General features: G+C 63.8%; 19 protein-coding genes and 1 pseudogene. 9 read left to right on the forward strand and 11 right to left on the reverse strand.

The window, feature by feature from the left end; translation table 11 throughout:
* Positions 1-9: 9 nt before the first annotated feature.
* From I6L39_RS08725 to I6L39_RS08740, 4 genes and pseudogenes are all read right to left on the reverse strand, one after another.
* A pseudogene (locus tag I6L39_RS08725) lies at positions 10-159 on the reverse strand (DsbA family protein); the annotation flags it as partial.
* 14 nt (positions 160-173) lie between these two features.
* Positions 174-914, reverse strand: a complete 741-nt coding sequence (locus tag I6L39_RS08730) for a DsbA family protein (RefSeq protein WP_216991573.1) — start codon at positions 912-914, stop codon at positions 174-176.
* 10 nt (positions 915-924) lie between these two features.
* On the reverse strand, positions 925-2,964 hold the full coding sequence (locus I6L39_RS08735; RefSeq protein WP_216991574.1) for a protein-disulfide reductase DsbD: 2,040 nt from the start codon (positions 2,962-2,964) through the stop codon (positions 925-927).
* Between the two features lie 53 nt (positions 2,965-3,017).
* On the reverse strand, positions 3,018-3,398 hold the full coding sequence (locus I6L39_RS08740) for a hypothetical protein (RefSeq protein ID WP_216991575.1): 381 nt from the start codon (positions 3,396-3,398) through the stop codon (positions 3,018-3,020).
* A gap of 164 nt (positions 3,399-3,562) precedes the next feature.
* On the opposite strand from I6L39_RS08740, the gene I6L39_RS08745 reads away from it, so the two are divergent.
* The 4 genes from I6L39_RS08745 to pspG all read left to right on the forward strand — a co-directional run bounded on the left by I6L39_RS08745 (position 3,563) and on the right by pspG (position 5,627).
* Positions 3,563-4,291, forward strand: coding sequence for a 1-acylglycerol-3-phosphate O-acyltransferase (locus I6L39_RS08745; RefSeq protein ID WP_119197261.1), 729 nt, complete (start codon positions 3,563-3,565; stop codon positions 4,289-4,291).
* A 203-nt stretch (positions 4,292-4,494) separates the two neighbouring features.
* On the forward strand, positions 4,495-5,157 hold the full coding sequence (pspA, locus tag I6L39_RS08750) for a phage shock protein PspA (protein WP_216991576.1): 663 nt from the start codon (positions 4,495-4,497) through the stop codon (positions 5,155-5,157).
* Positions 5,158-5,159: 2 nt separating this feature from the next.
* Positions 5,160-5,366 (forward strand): PspC domain-containing protein, encoded by a 207-nt coding sequence (locus I6L39_RS08755; RefSeq protein WP_119197263.1) that lies wholly within the window; start codon positions 5,160-5,162, stop codon positions 5,364-5,366.
* 42 nt (positions 5,367-5,408) lie between these two features.
* Positions 5,409-5,627, forward strand: coding sequence for an envelope stress response protein PspG (pspG, locus tag I6L39_RS08760; protein ID WP_216991577.1), 219 nt, complete (start codon positions 5,409-5,411; stop codon positions 5,625-5,627).
* A gap of 50 nt (positions 5,628-5,677) precedes the next feature.
* On the opposite strand, the gene I6L39_RS08765 is transcribed toward pspG, so the two are convergent.
* Together I6L39_RS08765 and rarD are read right to left on the reverse strand one after the other, a co-directional pair.
* Positions 5,678-6,013 (reverse strand): GIY-YIG nuclease family protein, encoded by a 336-nt coding sequence (locus I6L39_RS08765; protein WP_119197264.1) that lies wholly within the window; start codon positions 6,011-6,013, stop codon positions 5,678-5,680.
* Entirely contained in the window at positions 6,010-6,903 is an 894-nt protein-coding gene (gene rarD / locus I6L39_RS08770) for an EamA family transporter RarD (protein WP_216991578.1), read from the reverse strand. The genes I6L39_RS08765 and rarD overlap by 4 nt, the downstream gene beginning before the upstream one ends.
* A gap of 102 nt (positions 6,904-7,005) precedes the next feature.
* Between rarD and I6L39_RS08775 the strand changes: the two genes are divergently transcribed.
* Positions 7,006-7,596 (forward strand): uracil-DNA glycosylase family protein, encoded by a 591-nt coding sequence (locus I6L39_RS08775; RefSeq protein WP_216991579.1) that lies wholly within the window; start codon positions 7,006-7,008, stop codon positions 7,594-7,596.
* Here I6L39_RS08775 and I6L39_RS08780 read toward each other — a convergent pair.
* A complete protein-coding gene (locus I6L39_RS08780) occupies positions 7,593-8,450 on the reverse strand; it encodes a DMT family transporter (RefSeq protein WP_216991580.1) in 858 nt (285 codons plus the stop codon). The two genes, I6L39_RS08775 and I6L39_RS08780, sit on opposite strands and share 4 nt — an antisense overlap.
* Before the next feature lie 91 nt (positions 8,451-8,541).
* On the opposite strand from I6L39_RS08780, the gene I6L39_RS08785 reads away from it, so the two are divergent.
* Positions 8,542-9,459: a LysR substrate-binding domain-containing protein gene (locus I6L39_RS08785; RefSeq protein WP_216991581.1), complete on the forward strand. Its 918-nt coding sequence runs from the start codon at positions 8,542-8,544 to the stop codon at positions 9,457-9,459.
* A 96-nt stretch (positions 9,460-9,555) separates the two neighbouring features.
* Here I6L39_RS08785 and znuB read toward each other — a convergent pair whose 3' ends face one another.
* Together znuB and znuC are read right to left on the reverse strand one after the other, a co-directional pair.
* On the reverse strand, positions 9,556-10,335 hold the full coding sequence (gene znuB / locus I6L39_RS08790) for a zinc ABC transporter permease subunit ZnuB (RefSeq protein ID WP_216991582.1): 780 nt from the start codon (positions 10,333-10,335) through the stop codon (positions 9,556-9,558).
* Positions 10,336-10,356: 21 nt separating this feature from the next.
* Positions 10,357-11,121: a zinc ABC transporter ATP-binding protein ZnuC gene (znuC, locus tag I6L39_RS08795; RefSeq protein ID WP_216991583.1), complete on the reverse strand. Its 765-nt coding sequence runs from the start codon at positions 11,119-11,121 to the stop codon at positions 10,357-10,359.
* Positions 11,122-11,215: 94 nt separating this feature from the next.
* Here znuC and znuA point away from each other — a divergent pair, with 94 nt between their 5' ends.
* Both znuA and I6L39_RS08805 read left to right on the forward strand, forming a co-directional pair.
* On the forward strand, positions 11,216-12,139 hold the full coding sequence (gene znuA, locus I6L39_RS08800; RefSeq protein WP_216991584.1) for a zinc ABC transporter substrate-binding protein ZnuA: 924 nt from the start codon (positions 11,216-11,218) through the stop codon (positions 12,137-12,139).
* A 75-nt stretch (positions 12,140-12,214) separates the two neighbouring features.
* Positions 12,215-12,889: a transglutaminase-like cysteine peptidase gene (locus tag I6L39_RS08805; protein ID WP_216991585.1), complete on the forward strand. Its 675-nt coding sequence runs from the start codon at positions 12,215-12,217 to the stop codon at positions 12,887-12,889.
* Here the strand turns inward: I6L39_RS08805 and I6L39_RS08810 are convergent.
* Entirely contained in the window at positions 12,884-13,825 is a 942-nt protein-coding gene (locus I6L39_RS08810; RefSeq protein ID WP_042079373.1) for a TAXI family TRAP transporter solute-binding subunit, read from the reverse strand. The two genes, I6L39_RS08805 and I6L39_RS08810, sit on opposite strands and share 6 nt — an antisense overlap.
* Positions 13,822-15,120: a LapD/MoxY N-terminal periplasmic domain-containing protein gene (locus I6L39_RS08815; protein WP_042079372.1), complete on the reverse strand. Its 1,299-nt coding sequence runs from the start codon at positions 15,118-15,120 to the stop codon at positions 13,822-13,824. Before I6L39_RS08815 ends, I6L39_RS08810 begins: the two co-directional genes overlap by 4 nt.
* Positions 15,121-15,390: 270 nt before the next feature.
* On the opposite strand from I6L39_RS08815, the gene mepM reads away from it, so the two are divergent.
* Positions 15,391-16,728 (forward strand): murein DD-endopeptidase MepM, encoded by a 1,338-nt coding sequence (mepM, locus tag I6L39_RS08820; protein ID WP_042079371.1) that lies wholly within the window; start codon positions 15,391-15,393, stop codon positions 16,726-16,728.
* Positions 16,729-16,769: the final 41 nt, after the last annotated feature.

The raw sequence follows: 16,769 nt of genomic DNA on the forward strand, positions 1-16,769 counted from the left end.
ATGGCCTCCTCATGCCCGTTTGGCCAGCTCGGCTTTTACCAGCCGTTCCAGCTCGTCATAGGGAATGGCACCAGGCACCAGCTGGTTGCCGATAAGCGTCGCCGGGGTGCCCTGTACGCCCAGCAGGGTGCCGATGCGCAGTCGGTGTGGTCGCAGCTCCATCCATGGCTTCCTCATGCCCGTTTGGCCAGCTCGGCCTTGACCAGCCGTTCCAGCTCGTCATACGAGATGGCGCCAGGCACCAGCTGGTTGCCGATCAGGGTCGCCGGGGTGCCCTGCACGCCCAGCAGGGTGCCGATGCGAAGGCTGTTGCGCAGCTCCTCGGTGGCCTTGCCTTCCGGCTTGAGGGTCAGGTTGTCGGTGGCAGCCAGCGCCTTGTTGATGTCCGCCTCGGTCAGCATCCCCTGCTTGCTCATCAGCTTGTCGTGCAGGGGGAGGAAGCGGGCCGGATCCTGCTGCCACAGGGTGAGGCTGTACTGGGCCGCCTTGGCGGAGGTCTGCCCCTTGAACGGCAGCAGCTTGATCACCAGCCCCAGATCGTCGGGATAGGCCTCGAGCAGCCGGGTCAGCTGGGGATCGAACTGCTTGCAGTAGGGGCAGTTGTAATCGGTGAACAGCACCAGGGTCAGTTTGGGGTTCCTGGCCCCGAGGCGCGGGCTGGTGGCGCTGTTGAACAGCACCTCCTGGTTGCTCTTGATGAAGTCGCCGAGCTGGGCCTCCTGGGCGGCGGCGTTCTGCTTCTCCCAGGACTCGGCGGCCTCGTCCAGGATCTTCGGGTTCTGCACCAGAGTCTCGCGAATGAGCTCCTTGATGCGGGCCTCCTGCTCCGGGGTGAAGGGGGCGGCGTGCAGCAATGGGGCGCTCAGGCCGCCGGCAACCAGGGCGGTACACAGGGTCAGGGTACGCAGGTTCATGGCATTCTCCTTAGAAATGGGGGCCGGGCTGGATGAGGCCGGCCTTGTTCAAGACGTTGAGCAGCTCGGCCTTGTCCAGCAGGGGGGAGAGGGTCTCCCCTTCGGGCAGGCCGGGCCCGTAGATCTGGTTGAAGGGGACGGCGGCGGCGCCGCGCTGGCGCAGGAAGGCGGCGATGGCATCGCTCGGCCGGCTCCAGTCGCCGCGCAGGGCCACCACGTCCGGGGCGGACAGGGCCTCCTGCACCTCGTCTCGCAGCAGCACGTTGTATTTGTTGGCTTTGCAGGTGACGCACCAGTCGGCGGTGACGTCCACGAAGACCCGCTTGTGCTGGGCCAGGGCCTCGACGATGGCCCGCTCGGAGAGGGGCTGCCAGGCGACTCTGTCTATGCTGCCCGACCCCTGCACCGTGAGGGCGCCCCCCAGCAGCAGGGCGCCGCCGATGAGTGCCGAGAGGGAGAGGGCCAGCGTGAAGCCGCGCATGCCATAGCGCCAGAGGATGCCAATCGGCAGCGCCAGCACCATGGCCACCATCAGCCAGCCGGTCGCCGTGCTGCCCAGATGGTTGCCGAGCAGGCTCGCCAGCCAGAGGCTGGAGCCCAGCATCATCAGCCCGAGCAGGATGCGCAGGTGCCCCATCCAGCGGCCCGGTTTGGGCAGCCAGAGGGCGAGGCGCGGCAGGGCCGCCACCAGCAGCCAGGGCAGGCTCATGCCAAGGCCGAGGGCCGTGAAGATGAGCCAGAGCTGGCCGAGGGGCGCCGCCAGTGCAAAGGCCACCGCGGTGCCGAGGAAGGGGGCCGAGCAGGGGGTCGCCAGCAGGGTGGCGAAGCTCCCCTGCAGGAAGTGGCCGCCCAATCCGTTACCGCCGCGGGTGGCGAGACGGGTGCTGAGACTGCTCGGCAGCCTTATCTCGAACAGCCCCAGCAGGTTGGCGCAAAACAGCAGGGTCACCGCCACCATGAAGCCGATGAAACCGGCGCTCTGGAACTGGATCCCCCAGCCCACAGCACCCTGGCTGGCGCGCAGCAGGCTGCTCATGGCCGCCAGCACCCAGAAGGAGGCGAGGATGCCGGCGCTGGCGGCCAGGAACTGCCTGCGCACCCGGCGTTGTTCGCTCTCCTGCCGTTGCAGCACAGAGCCGAGCTTCAGGGCCAGCACCGGCAGCACGCAGGGCATCAGGTTGAGGATGAGGCCGCCGAGCAGCGCCGCCCCCAGCAGCCAGAGGAGGGGCTGGTGCTGGGTCGGCAGGGCGATGGGCCCGGCGATGGGGGCGCGGGTCTGCCAGGCCTGATCGCCGCTGGTGAGCAGCAGGCCGAGGGACTGACCGCGCAAGTCGGGCGCATCCCCCTGCCAGCCGTCGCTCACCGGGACCCGGGCGATCAGGACATTGCCGTTTACCTCGAGCGCGGGCTTGCCAAACTCGGCCCCTTCCAGCGCATCGATGAAGAGGGTGGGCGACTGCCAGCCATCCGCCCGTTCGGCCCGCAGCTGCAGCTGGTTGTGCTGGTAGCCGAGCTCGACCCGGGTGTCGGCAGGCAGCGTCTGTGGCAGGGTGCTCATGGCCTGGGCCCAGCCGAAGTCGAAACCGGCCGGCGCCTGCCCATCCACCGCCAGGGTGAAGGGGTAGTCGGTCAGGATGCAGACGTTGCTGCAGGTGGAGAGGCGCAAGGTGCCCTTGAGCGTCAGCCCGGCCGGGTAGTCGAGGCTCAGGGGGAAGCGCACCTGCTCCTGATAGCCCTGGGTGCTGAGCCCGGCCACCTCGAAGGGGCGCGGCGTGGGCCAGTGCCACTGGAAGTCGCCGACCGGCTGATCCCACAGGATCCGGGGCGCTATGCCCCCTTCACCCGGACTGCGCCAGTAGGTTTTCCAGCCGGATTCGAGGGCCACCTCGAGCAGGATGCGGGTGTGGTCAGGGGCGCTACGGTCGGCTTGCAGCCGGACCCTGGCGTGATCGTTCCGGGGGCTGGTGAGCCACCCCGTATCGCTGGCCAATCCACTGGATTGCCACAGCAGGCAGCCCAGTAGCAGGACCGCCTTGAAGAGAGTTGACATGTTTTGGGTCTCGCAAAAAATGAGTGACAGCTAACGAAACAACGCGGCTGAACTCATTCCCGCCAGACACAGAGGGTGAGGTGGAGTCGTCGTTCCGGGGGCGAGACGGCCCGTGGCGGCGGCAGTGGCGGCGTGTAACGCCAGAGCGGCGCCAGCAGGGCGATGAGCAGCGCCACCGCGAAGAACAGCTGCTCGACGCAGAGCAGGCTGGCGGCACTCAGCCACTTGCCGTTGAGCTGGCAACCGTTGGGCTGGGGGCTGGAGGTGCTGGCCTTGTCGGCCTGGTCTTCGGCCGTCACGGAGGAGGGCAGGGCCTGGCAGCTGATGGCATGATCGAGCAGGGCGAGTCGGGCCAGCGGCTGGGCCGCGCAATTGAGCACCAGCAGGCAGACCAGCAGCAGGAGTCGTTTCGCCACGCGTTGTTGGTGAATCATGCTCGCCCCGTTCATCAAGATGGGCACATCCTAACGACCAACGGCGGGTGGGGCAAGCCGGAAGGCGAGGGGGACGTGCGAGGCTGGTCGGTTCTGTCTGGCGAACGCTTGTTCGCTAAAAGGGGGGCCAGTATACTGCGCCGAGTCAAATTCCGAGGTGTTCGATGCTCAAACTTGCCCGTGTGCTGCTGCTGGCCCTGCTGCTCGTCTTCTGGTTCGTCTTCGGCCTGTTGCTCTGCCTGGTGCGCCCGCGCCACCCCAACAACGTCTATGTCTTCGCCCGCATGTACCACGCGGTCTGCCCGCTGATTGGGCTCAAGGTACGGGTGATCATTCCGGAGGAGGTCAAGTCGGTGGGCCCGGCCGTCTACGTCTGCAACCATCAGAGCAACTACGACATCTTCACCGTGACCGGTGCCGTGCGCCCCGGCGTGGTGGCGGTGGGCAAGAAGAGCCTGCTGTGGCTGCCTTTCTTCGGCCTCATCTTCTGGCTCTCCGGCAACGTGCTGATCGACAGATCCAACCGCTCCCGCGCCATCGGCACCATAGGCCAGGTGGTGGATCGCATCAAGCATCGCGGCACCTCCATCTGGATGTTCCCGGAAGGGACCCGCTCCCAGGGTCGCGGCCTGCTGCCGTTCAAGGCCGGGGCCTTCCATACCGCAGTGCAGGCCGAGGTGCCCGTGGTGCCCATCGTCTGCTCCAGCTACTTCGGTCAGATCGATCTGAACCGCTGGGACAACGGCGAGGTGCTGCTGGAGATGCTGCCCCCCCTGTGCAGCAAGGAGCACGGCGCAGCCGGGATCCGCGAGTTGTCCGACACCTGCCGGGAGAAGATGGAAGCCAAGCTGGTGGAGCTGGATGGCAAGCTGGGCCATAGGCCGGCGGCTTGAACCCGGTTGCAGAGAGAGGGAGCCGCTGGCTCCCTTTTTTATTGGTGAAAATCACCATGTAGTTGGCTTTTTTCGCCATATCGCGTCCCTTCAATTCTCGTCATCAAGAGTCATCTATATGTAATAAAAGGAAAAAATATTCTGGCACGGCTCTTGTAATGTCATGGGAAGAGAGTGACACCCCATCAACAAGGAGCCAGACCATGAGCGTATTCAGCCGCCTGACCGACGTGATCAATGCCAACCTGCACAGCCTGCTCGACAAGAGCGAAGAGCCGGAGAAGATGCTGCGTCTGATGATCGAGGAGATGGAGCAGGTCCAGATCGAGATGAGGACCCAGGCCGCCCGCGTCATCGCCGAACAGAAACAGCTGGAGCGCCATCAGCAGGCGCTGCGCCACCGGATCCAGGAGTGGACAGCCAAGGCCGAACTCGCCATCCAGAAGGGCCGCGAAGATCTCGCCCGTGCCGCCCTCACCGAGAAGCTGGCGGAGATGAAGCAGTGCGAGCGGCTGGAAGAGGACAAGGCGCGGGTGGCCGAGGTGTTGGCCCAGCTCACCGCCGACAGCGAGCGACTGGCGGCCAAGCTGACCGAGGCGCGGGAGAAGCAGAAGATGCTGACCCTGCGCGAGCAGACCGCCCATAGCCGCATTCGTGCCCGTGCCCAGGTGGACAACCAGCGCATGCACGAGCTGGTGGCCCGCTTCGACGGCTTCCAGAACCGGGTGGATCAGCTGGAGGCCCAACTGGAGGCGGCGACCCTGGGGCAGAATCCCTCCCTCGAGGCCCAGTTCCGCGAGCTGGAGCTGAACGACGAGATTGAGCGGGAGCTGGCCCGTCTGAAAGGCCACAAGGCGGAGGCATAATCATGACACCCTGGCCCAAGGATCTCGCCCATCGCAAGCTGACCGGAGTCTGCGCCGGTCTTGCCAAGGGGCTGGGGGTGTCCAGGGTGACGGTGCGGGTCGCGGCCCTGCTGGCGCTGATCCTGATGCCGCCCCTGGCGCTGGCCGCCTATCTGCTGGCGGTGCTGATCATGCCGCCCCGCCGTGAATTGAAGCGCTGGCTGGATTGACCCCGGGTCACTCAGCGGCATTAACCCAGTGAGGAGCACAACATGCTGGAATTTATCGTCTTGATCCTGGTGCTGATCGGCATGGCGCTGACCGGATTCACCGTGTTGGCCATGCTGCTGGTGAGCGGGGTCTTCGTGCTGTTTGGCGCCCTGGCTGGCATGTTTGCCCTCATCATCAAGCTGGCGCCCTGGTTGCTGCTGGTGCTAGTGGTGTGCTGGCTGCTTGGCAACAGGCGCAGGCAGTCGAGCACCTACCGTTAAGCCTCCCTGATCTCGCATCCTTCCTTGGCCACTGCTTGCAGTGGCCCTTTTTATGGGCGCGACACGGGTTCGGTGTGCGGGGTGGCAAGCCAGGAAAGGCTCCAGTCGTGCCACAGCGCCGGCTCTTGCACCAGGCGCTCCTTGAACGCCTTGCTCTGCTGCTTGAGGCGGTACTCGAGGCGCAACGCCTCGCGTTTGCCGGGAACCTCCTGCTGCCACGCCAGCGTCAGGGGCCCCTTGCCGCGCAAGGCTCTGGCCCCCTTGCCGCTCTGGTGCTGACGCAGGCGCCGCTCGGGATCCGTGCTGATCCCCGCATAGAGTGCCCCGGCGCCGGTGCGCACCAGATAGACAAACCAGGGGGAGGGCGTGCCGGTGGCGAGGGTCACGAGGTGCGCCACCTTGCCCGCCGACCCCCGAGCCGGTGCAGGGGCAGCAGGCTCACCAGCAGGCCGGCCCAGACGAAGGCAAAGCCAACGGATTTCACCGGATCCGGTATCTCGCCAAACCAGAAGAGAGCGAGCAGGAAGGCGAGGCTGGGCTCTATGTATTGCAACAGGCCCACGGTGCTCATGGGGGTGCGCGCCACCGCGTAGCAGAACAGCCCCACCGGCAGCAGGGTGGCGGGCGCACTGCCCATCAGCAGCAGCTTGTCGGCCCAGTCTCCTGCCATAAACTGGCTGGTGCCTTGCAAGGTCAGCCAGCCGATGACGAGCAGGGCGACGGGCAACTGCACCAGGGACTCCAGATAGAGGCTGGTGCCGGCGTCCAGTCTCACCTTCTTCTTGATGAGGCCGTAGAGGGCAAAGTTGGCCCCCATCACGAGGGAGAACCAGGGCAGCTCGCCGTAGGAGAAGAGCATGTAGGCGAGCCCCGCCAGGGCGAGCGCCACCGCCAGGTGTTTCTGCGGGGTGAGCCTCTCTTTCAGGAAGAGCACCGCAAAGGCGATGTTGAAGAGCGGGGTCATGAAGAAGGCGAGGCTGGTGGCCAGCACCTGGCCCGTGGTCAGGCACCAGGTGAACATGCACCAACTGATGGACATCACGGGGCCCGCCAGCAGCACGAGGCCGAGCTGCCGGGGATCGCCGCGCAGGGCCGCCCAGGGTACCCGGTGGCCGAGCAGCAGCAACAGGCCCCCCAGCAGCACCACGGACCAGAGCACCCGGTGGGAGAGCAGTTCCCACATGTTGACCTCGGGCATGAACTGGTAATAGAGGGGCAGCATGCCCCACAGCACGAATGAGAGGGCTGCGCTGCCGGTGCCCATCCAGTTCTTCATCTCTCTCCGTTTATTAAACTAAACAATGACGGCTGCATGATAAGTATCCGCCGCCACTTTCACAAGCGGGAGCGGGGAGAAAACTCTGGTACTATCGGGTCCATGAACCGACTCGATATCCTGTTTGAACAGATCCGGGCCTGCCGCCTGTGCGAGGCCTACCTGCCGCTCGGCCCAAGGCCGGTGATCCGTGGCAACGAGCGCGCCCGTCTGCTCATCATCGGCCAGGCGCCGGGGACCCGGGTGCACGCCAGCGGCATCCCCTGGGACGACCCCTCCGGCGATCGGCTGCGCCAGTGGCTCGGGGTGGACAAGAGCGTCTTCTACGACGAATCCCGCATCGCCATCATGCCCATGGGGCTCTGTTACCCGGGCCGGGGCAAGTCGGGGGATCTGCCCCCCAGGCCGGAGTGCGCCCCCACCTGGCACGACAAGGTGCTGATGCTGTTGCCCAACATCGAGCTGACCCTGCTCATCGGCCAGTATGCACAGGCTTACTACCTGCGGGAGGTGGCGAAAGGATCCCTCACCGAGACGGTGCGACACTGGGCGGACTATGGCCCGGCCTGGTTGCCGCTGCCGCACCCGTCACCGCGCAACACCCTCTGGCTCAAGAAGAACCCCTGGTTCGAGCAGGCCGTGATCCCCCATCTGCAACAGAGGGTCGCCCCCCTGCTTGACCCTGCCGGCTAGAGTGCCGGCTCGGCCTGCGGCTTGGGCTTGCTGCGGGCCATGGCGACCAGCGGCAGTATGATGCACAGGCACCCCAGCAGCAGCGGCAGCCCTGGCTGCTCGTCAAACAGCCAGACCCCGATGGCGACTGCCATCAGCAGCCCGGTGTACTCCGCCGAGGCGATCTTGCTCGCCTCCGCCTTGCGATAGGCCATCACGCACAGCCCCGCATAGACCATGATGAGCGCCGAGGAGCCGAAGGCGGGCCACCACATCTGCCACTGCCACTCGCCCCCTTCCCACCAGGCCAGTGCCAGGATGAAGGGCATGCTCAGCACGTTGGTGAAGAACAGGGTCTGGGCGATGGGCTGCTGGAGCGGGATCCGCTTGATCAGCAGATTGTTGACCGCCAGGGAGAGCGCCACTCCCAGGGCCGCAAGGGCGGCCCAGTTCACCTCGGTGGGGCGCAGCACGATGAGCACGCCGACGAAGCCGAGCAGCGCCGTCAGCACCTTCTGGCGCGACAGCGCTTCCCCCGCCAGCCAGACCGCGAGCGGCACCATCAGGAGCGGCGCCGCATAGAAGAGGGCGTTGGCGGTGGCGAGCGGCAGCCGGGTGAGGGCGACCACCATCAGGCAGACGCCGATGGCCCAGATGTGGGCCCGCAGCAGGTGCCACTTGAGCGCCACCGGCGGGTTGCGCCGCCAGGACCAGAGCAGCCAGGGGGCGAGCAGCAGGGCAGCGGAGAGCTGGCGGAAGAAGACGAACTGGAAGAGGGGCTGGTCCGGCTCCAGCACCTTGACCAGTGCATCGGAGAAGACCGCCACCATGTTGCCCAGCACCAGATAGAGGATGCCTATTCCGACTGCATTCATACCACCTCCAGATTCAGATGAGGGGAGGGTAGCCCGCGGCCCGTTATCCAGTAAAATGATAAAAAGTCACCATGCATGAGAATTTTGGATAATGAAGCTGCCCCCCCTGCGTGCCGTTCGATATTTCGAGGTGGTGGCCCGCCTGCTGAGCTTTTCCCGTGCGGCCCTGGAGCTCAATGTCAGCCAGAGCGCGGTGAGCCACCAGATCCGCCTGCTGGAGGATTTCCTCGGGGAGCGGCTGCTGCTGCGCCAGGGTCGACTGCTCTCCCTGACGCCCCAGGGGGAGACCTATTTCGAGGGGATCTCCGCCGGGCTGGTCCAGATAGCCCAGAGCAGCGAGCAGCTGCGCGGCGGCGGCGAGATGCGGGTGCGGCTAGCTGTCTACAGCTCCTTTGCGGTGAAGTGGCTGATCCCCCGCCTGGCCGGGCTGCGCCAGCTCCATCCCGAGCTGGATCTCAGTCTGGAGATGGTGGCGGAAGACCCCGAGCTCTCCGACAGGGTGGCGGACGGCTTCATCACCGTCTCCCCCGAGGGGCCCGGGTACCTGCACGATCTGCTCTATCGGGAGCGGCTGATGCCCGTCTGCAGCCGGCGCCTGTGGCAGCAGGTGGAGGGGGAGTGGCCCGCGACCCTGTGGCAGTTGCCGCTGCTCTCCATCCAGGCGATCTACAAGGAGAAGGGGGAGGACTGGCGGCGCTGGGCCGAGGTGGGGGGCCTGACCATTCCCCCCGAGGCGAGGGTGCACCATTTCAGCCATATCCTGCTGGCGCTGGAGGCGGCGAACTGGGACCAGGGGATGGCGCTCATCAACGACTACATGCTGCAGCCGGAGGACCCTCGCCTGGTGCGGCTGCCGCTGCACGCCCTCGAGACCGGCGACAACTTCTATTTCGTCTGCAAGCGCTCGCGCGCCCATGAACCCGCCATCAGCCGGCTGCGCCAGTGGCTGTGGCAGGAGTCGCAGGCGAGCCTGAGGCCCGGGGAAAACGAGCTCCTCAGGCGCGTCTGAACCGACTTGGTACGAAGAGGCTGGCGGCGCAGACCACGACGGACTGGCCTGGATTGCGGGGGCTGATGGCGCTGGCGATACCAGCGCCATCGATCTTCACGTTCGCTTGAACTGGCTCAGTACAAACAAGGTGGTGGCGCAAACTACCACAGATGGACCCGCCGGGGTGTCCTGATACCAGGAGAGGGTGAGGCCCCCCAGCACGGCGAGGCAGCCGATCAGCGCCGCAAGGCCGGCCATCTGCTCCGGGGTCTGGCTGAAGCGGCGGGCGGTGGCGGCGGGGATGATCAGCAGGGAGGTGATGATCAGCGCGCCGACGAACTTCATCGCCACGGCGATCACCAGTCCGATCAACAGCATCAGCACGCAGCGCAGCACATCGACCCGCACTCCCTCCACCCGCGCCAACTCTTCCGAGATGGTCATGGAGAGCAGCGGGTCCCAGAGCCGCCACAGGGTGAGCAGCACCAGGGCGCCGCCGCCGTAGATCCAGAGCAGGTCCATGGGTTGTACCGAGAGCAGGTCGCCGAACAGGTAGGCCATCAGATCCACCCGCACATTGTCCATGAAGCTCAGGGTGACCAGGCCGAGCGACAGGGCGCTGTGGGCCAGGATGCCGAGCAGGGTGTCGGTGGCCACCTGCTGGTTGCGGCTCATGATCACCAGCAACATGGCCATGGCGAGGCAGCAGACCACCACCGCCAGGGTGAGGTCCACCTGCAGCAGGATGCCGAGGGCGATGCCGAACAGACAGGCGTGGGAGAGGGTGTCGCCAAAATAGGCCATCTTGCGCCACACCACGAAACTGCCGAGGGGGCCGGCCAGCACGGCGATGCCGAGCCCGGCCGCGAGGGCGTATAACAGAAAGCTGTCCACTTGATGATCCTGTTGCGTGCGTTACGGGTTGCGGGAGGGCAGGCGGATGACGGGAGCCTGCGGTTCATGGTGGTGATGCTCGCCATCGCAGTGGTGATGGTGGGTGTAGACCGCCAGCACCTCCTGCTCCGGCCGCCCGAACAGGCGGGCAAATTCCGGGTGGCGTGCCACGCTCTCCGGCTCGCCGTGACAGCAGACGTGGCGATTGAGGCAGATCACCTCGTGGGTGCTGGCCATCACCAGGTGCAGGTCGTGGGAGACCATGAGCACGGCGCAGTGGAATTCGGCGGCGAGCTGGCCGATGAGGGCGTAGAGCTCGATCTGCCCCGTGATGTCTACTCCCTGGACAGGTTCGTCCAGCACCAGCAGCTCGGGCTTGACCAGCAGGGCGCGGGCCAGCAGCACCCGCTGCATCTCGCCGCCGGAGAGCTTCTGCATCCGGTTGTCCAGCAGATCCTGGGCGCCGACCCGGCTGAGGGCCTCCTCGATGGAGAGGCGGCTGTTCTTGCCGAGCTGCAGGAATCGGCGCACCGTCAGCGGCAGCGTGGGGTCCAGGTAGAGGCGCTGCGGCACATAGCCGACCCGCAGATCGCGGCGGCGATTGATTTCGCCCGAGTCCGGATTGAGCAGGCCCAGCACCAGCTTGCTCAGGGTGCTCTTTCCCGCTCCGTTGGGGCCGACCAGGGTGGTGATTTTGCCTTTGTTCAGGGTAAAGGAGACCTTGTCGAGCACGAGTCGTCCGTCAAATGAGAGACAGACCTCTTTCAGCTCCACCAGTTGGGTCATGACAGCTCCGGGGTTTACAGCCTGTGGAAGTTATAATATAACAGCGACGTTGGTTTGTTATATTATCACACACACACTCCCTGACGAGACCTCTATGCGAATTCTTGCCCTGATCACTGCCCTGCTGGCGGTGAGTCTGCCTGTCCGTGCCCTCGAGGTGCTGACCACCATCAAACCCCTTGGCTTCATCGCGGCGGCCATCACGGAGGGAGTGAGCGAACCCAAGGTATTGCTGCCGACGGGGGCTTCCCCCCACGACTATTCCCTGCGCCCCTCCGATATGCGCAGCATCAACGAGGCCGATCTGGTGGTCTGGGTAGGTCCCGAGCTGGAAAGCTTCATGGCAAAGCCGCTTGCAAAGCATCCCCATGCACTGACCCTGACTCTGGTGCCGGGCATGCCCTTGTTCAACTACGCAACCCAGGCGAGCCACGACGACCACGATCATGAACACGAGGCCCACGAGCACGGTGATCAGGATGATGGTCATGAAGGGCACCATCACGAAGGTGTGGATCCCCATCTCTGGCTGGGCCCGGCCCAGGCCAAGGTGATCGCCACCGCGATCGCGACTGAGCTTGGCAAGCAGGATCCGGCCAACCAGGCGCGTTATGCCGCCAACCTTGCTGCTTTCAAGGGCAAGGTCGATGCCCGGGACAAGGTGATCGCCGAGCAGATGAAGGCGGTGAACGAGAAGGGCTACTTCGTGTTCCACGAGGCTTATGGCTACTGGGAGCGTCACTACGGCATGAGTTCCAGGGGACACTTCACCGTGAGTCCTGAGCGTCGTCCCGGCGCCAAGACCCTGGTGGAAATCCGCAAGGCGCTGGAAGAGAAGCAGGCGAGCTGCATCTATGCCGAGCCGCAGTTCTCGCCAGCGGTGATCGAGTCGGTTGCCCGCAACACCGGGGCCAGAGTGCTGCTGCTGGATGAGGTCGGCGAGCAGGTGCCGCTCGGCCCGGATGCCTATCTGCAATTCATGCAGCAACTGGCCGAGGCCTTTGCCCAGTGCCGTTGAGCTCTTCCCGGCTTTCCGATGGGGCTGGCAGCGCCAACTATACTGACCTCCAGCATCTGATATGGAGTGTCTGCCATGAAATGGTTGTTCGCCCCCATCTGCATGCTGGCCCTATCCGGGGTCGGCGTGCAGGCGTCCCGCCTCTCTGAACACATCGCCAGCCCCGATCTGAGGGCAAAAATGCAGGCTGTCTACGGTGCCAGGGCGATCCAGCGCGCCGAGGCCTTCTCCCGCCTGCTCGCCCCGAGGGCCGGCACGACGGATCAGCAGAAGCTGGAGCTGGTCAACAACTACTTCAACAATCTGACTTACAGCGAGGATCCCAGACTCTGGGGTGACGAGGATTACTGGGCCAATCCCCTGGAATTCATCGGGGCCCGGGGCGGGGATTGCGAGGATTACAGCATCTCCAAGTACTACACCCTGATGGAGCTCGGCGTCGACGAGAAGAAACTGCGGCTGGCCTATGTGAAGGCGATCCGCTACAACCAGTTTCACATGGTGACGCTCTATTTCCCGAGCACCAAGTCAGATCCCCTGGTGCTCGACAACATCAATGGCCGCATCCTGCCGGGTAGCCAGCGCAATGATCTGCAACCCGTTTACAGTTTCGATGCCAAGAGCATCTGGGTCATGAAGTCGCGTCGCGAGGGAACCCTGGCGGGGAGCGCCGATCGCCTGACCCAGTGGACCTCGATGCAGAGCCGGTTCTCCAGCGAGCACCTGCGCGTCCCCCGCCGTCAGCTATAGCTTGCCCGCGCTTTTCAACTCTTCGAAGTATCTTGCCGCCCCCGGGTGCTGCGGGACGCTCAGCACCGGGCCCGTCTTGTTGCGCGCCTTGTGGAACAGGTTGGCATAGCCATATGTCTGTTCGTTGAAACCGGTCTGCTGGCTCAGCATCGCTTTGGTCAGACGATAGACGTCTTCGTCTGGTGTAGCGGCATTGGTCACCAGAGTGGCGGCAATGGCGAAGGTCGGTGTCGCCTTGAGGTTGCCGGGATAGATACGAGCGGGTACCTGGCTGCGCTGATAATACTTGACCCCCTTGAGCAGTCGCTCCCGCGTCTCCCCCTCGATCGGCAGGAAGCGGATGGCGCAGCGCTTCGCCGTGGCCAGCACGATCCGGTTGGGGTGGCCCATCACCAGGCCATAGGCATCGATCTGCTTGCTGCACAGCGCCTCGGAGAGATTGGCCACGCTCTTCAGGTCGAGGTCCTGCTCTCTGGTGCCCAGTGCGTGGAACAGGGCCAATGCCGTCTGGCGGGTGCCCGAGTGCTTCAACCCCATGTCGATGGGGGACAGCTTGAGTTGCGCCAGGGTGGTGATGTCGCCATCGGCTCGCACCACTATGGTGAAAGGTTCCGCATGGGTGGCGAAGAGGGTTCTCAGCTCGGGTTGGGGTTGCTTGGCGAACGGCCCGATCCCCTGGCTGGCCTGATAGAGCCAGTCGGACTGGACGAGGGCATAAGGGGTCTCCCCTGCCTGCAGTATGCGCAGATTCTCGATGGAACCTGAACTGGCTTGCGGCTTGCATGACAACGTGGGGTCACTCTTGTTGGCCAGCCGGCAGAACTCCTTGATGACCTGGTAATAGATGCCCTGCTCACCGCCCGTGCTGATGGCCAGGGAGGCGGCGTGTGGAGCGGGTTGCCACAACAGGGCAAGCAACAACAGCGGGGTTCTCATGATGCCTCCTGAGTGGCGTAGCCATCGATGCCCCAGTTGCGCAGGGTGTCTACGTCGCTCACCTCGCTGGCTTCGGCCAGCAGGGTGTAGCCGGAAGCATGGAGGCACTGGGAAAGCAGATTCCAATAGAGGGGAGCCTGGGTCAGCTGGCAGCTGATGAAGACAGGCCTGATGGGATCGAGCCTGGCCAGGTTGTCGTTGTTCATCGGGACATTGCTGAACGCCATCTCGATCCCCTGGGTCTGAAGCGCCGTCAGCCGCTCTTCGGCGAGGGGGGGCAGGCTGGCCAGATCCCAGCGCCAGTCCAGGGTCTTGCCTCTGGCATTGGCCAGAGAGGGGGCGAACTGTGCCCAGTCGGGATGGTTCAGCAGGCTGAGGGGCAGCTGAAGCCCTTCCGCTTTCTCGACAAGAAAGTCGTTGAACAGGGCCCTGATCTCATCGGGCGAACTGTCCGTGGTGGGGGGGTGCTTGGGCAAGAGCCGGCTGTAGAGTCTGATGTTGCCCTGAGTGGAGACGAAATGCTGCAGGTACATGTCACCTGCGGTATCGGTCAATCCCGTCAGCTTCTGGTGAGCCAGGGGGACGTCGAGCCTGCCGAGCTGGGTGATTTTGAGCCGTTGCTGCAGCAGATCCCGCTTGCGTTCGGACACCAGTTGATTGATGGAGGTGGCGACCTCCTGCAACTCGCGAAGCCAGGGGAGAGGCAGGTTGCCGCTGAACTGACGTTTGCGGATCTGGGTCAGTTGCTGGCTGATCTGTTCAAGCGGACGCAGCAGGCGACGGCATACCCAGGTGATGACCAGAGTAAAGACCAGTAGTCCGGCGAGCAGGGCAAGCCCGGTACGGCTGATGGCGTTCCACAGGTGCTGGTAGGCATACCCCTCGTGCCCTTCCAGCGTGAGAGTCCCAAGGATGCGCCAGCCATCGGTCAACTCCTGCTCAATCTTGACCGGGGGCATGTCGATAACCGAGGGAAGCCAGGTGGGGACGTTTTGTTGTGCGGTGTGGAAGACCTTCTGGAACAGCAGTTGACCGTCCGGATCCAGCAAGACCACCGAGCTGACGAAGCCGCCGTCGAACATGGCATTGACGATGGTTTCCGCGAGAACCTTGTCATCATTGAGCAGGGTGCCCTGGAGTACCAGACCCAGGGCAGTGATGGCGGTCTCAAGATTGGCCGACATCTGGTCGAGAATGGATTGTCGTACCGTGGTGATCTCCAGCATGAGCAGCAGGACGGCACCGATGGCGAACAGGATTAGGATGATCACATTTAACAATTTTGCCAATGACATACCCACTCCATGGTGATGTTTTTGCAACATTTGCGGATCCGGAGCGCCAAACAACCGGACTAGGTTCTTAAAAATAGAAAAAAATGGCTAAAAACGACGATCATTTCTGCCCATGCTGGAAGGTTATGCATAAAATGTGAGTTTCGTGCATGTAGCTATGAACTTTTTGTAAGTATTTAGGTCTAAAAGCCAGATATTCGGTTTTCATAATAAAAAATCATAAAAACAGACCCACAAACACCACCCTTAGATCTAATAACAGGATAGCGGATGAAACGTCTCCGTCCCTTGGTAGCACAGGCTGCCAATTGGGAACCCCCGGTTCCCCGCAAACACTTTTACGCCATGCTATTGCTCACGGCCATGACGCTGTCAGCGGTAGCCGTATTGCCAGCCCCGGGTGACATCCTGGAGCGGCCACTGCGTCTGGAGTTGCCGATCGCCACCACGGGCACCGCAACCAACGAAGACAATACCGACTTCAACGACATCCCGGATCACGAGCTGGTGGAGGCCGCAGCTCCGGAGGACGACATTCCGGCCGATCCCACGCCCCAATGGCAGGACTACCGGGTACGCAACGGCGAAAACCTGACCACCATCTTCAACACCCTGGGCCTGTCCACCACCACCCTCTACAAGGTGCTGGATGCGGACACCAAGAACCATCTGGCCCGCCTCAAGCCCGGCCAGACCATAGAGCTGCTGATCGATCAGGACAACATACTGCAGCAACTGAAGATCCGTCTGAACATCAAGCAGACCCTGGTACTGGAGCGCACCGATGACACCTACAGTGCCAACATGCTCAACGAAGAGGTGGAGTGGCAGAAGAAGAGTTATGAAGGCGTCATCAACGGCAGCTTCTACGTCAGCGCCCGCAACGCGGGGATCCCGGCGAACCACATCCAGAAGATTGCCAACCTGTTTCAGTGGCGCCTGAACTTCGCTAAGGATCTGAAAAAAGGGGATAAATTCAAGGTATTGGTGCGCCAGGAGACGGTAGAGGGCAAGAGCACGGGCAACACCCAGCTGCTCGGGGTCGAAGTCTTCAGCCAGGGCAAGGCGGCGTCGGCCTGGTTGTCTGAGGATGGCAACTACTATGACGGCCAGGCGAACAGCCTGGAGCGGGGTTTCCGCCGTTACCCGACCCACAGCCGCTATCGGGTCAGTTCCAACTTCAACCCGGCACGGCGTCATCCCATCACGGGCCAGGTGCGTCCCCACGAGGGCACCGACTTCGCGCTGCCGGTCGGGACGGCCGTCATGGCCACCGGGGACGGCGTGGTGCTCAAGGCCACCCGCCACCCGCTGGCCGGTACCTATGTGGTGATCAAGCACGGCCGGACCCTGACGACCCGTTACCTGCACCTGAGCAAGCTGCTGGTGAAACCGGGCCAGAAGGTGAAGATGGGGGACAAGATAGCGCTCTCCGGCAACACGGGCCGCTCCACCGGTGCCCACCTGCACTACGAGGTGCGGATCAACAACCGGCCGGTCGATGCCATGAAGGTCAAGCTGCCGATGGCGGAGCCCCTGAGCGGCAAGGAGAAGCGCCAGTTCCTCGCCAAGGTGAAGAGTTACCGCAAAGAGATGGAGGCGGGTTGATCCTCCCTCTTTCCCTGATAGCAAAAGGCCCCGCCATGATG

Source organism: Aeromonas sp. FDAARGOS 1409, assembly GCF_019048705.1.
GTDB classification, from domain to species: Bacteria; Pseudomonadota; Gammaproteobacteria; order Enterobacterales; family Aeromonadaceae; genus Aeromonas; species Aeromonas sanarellii.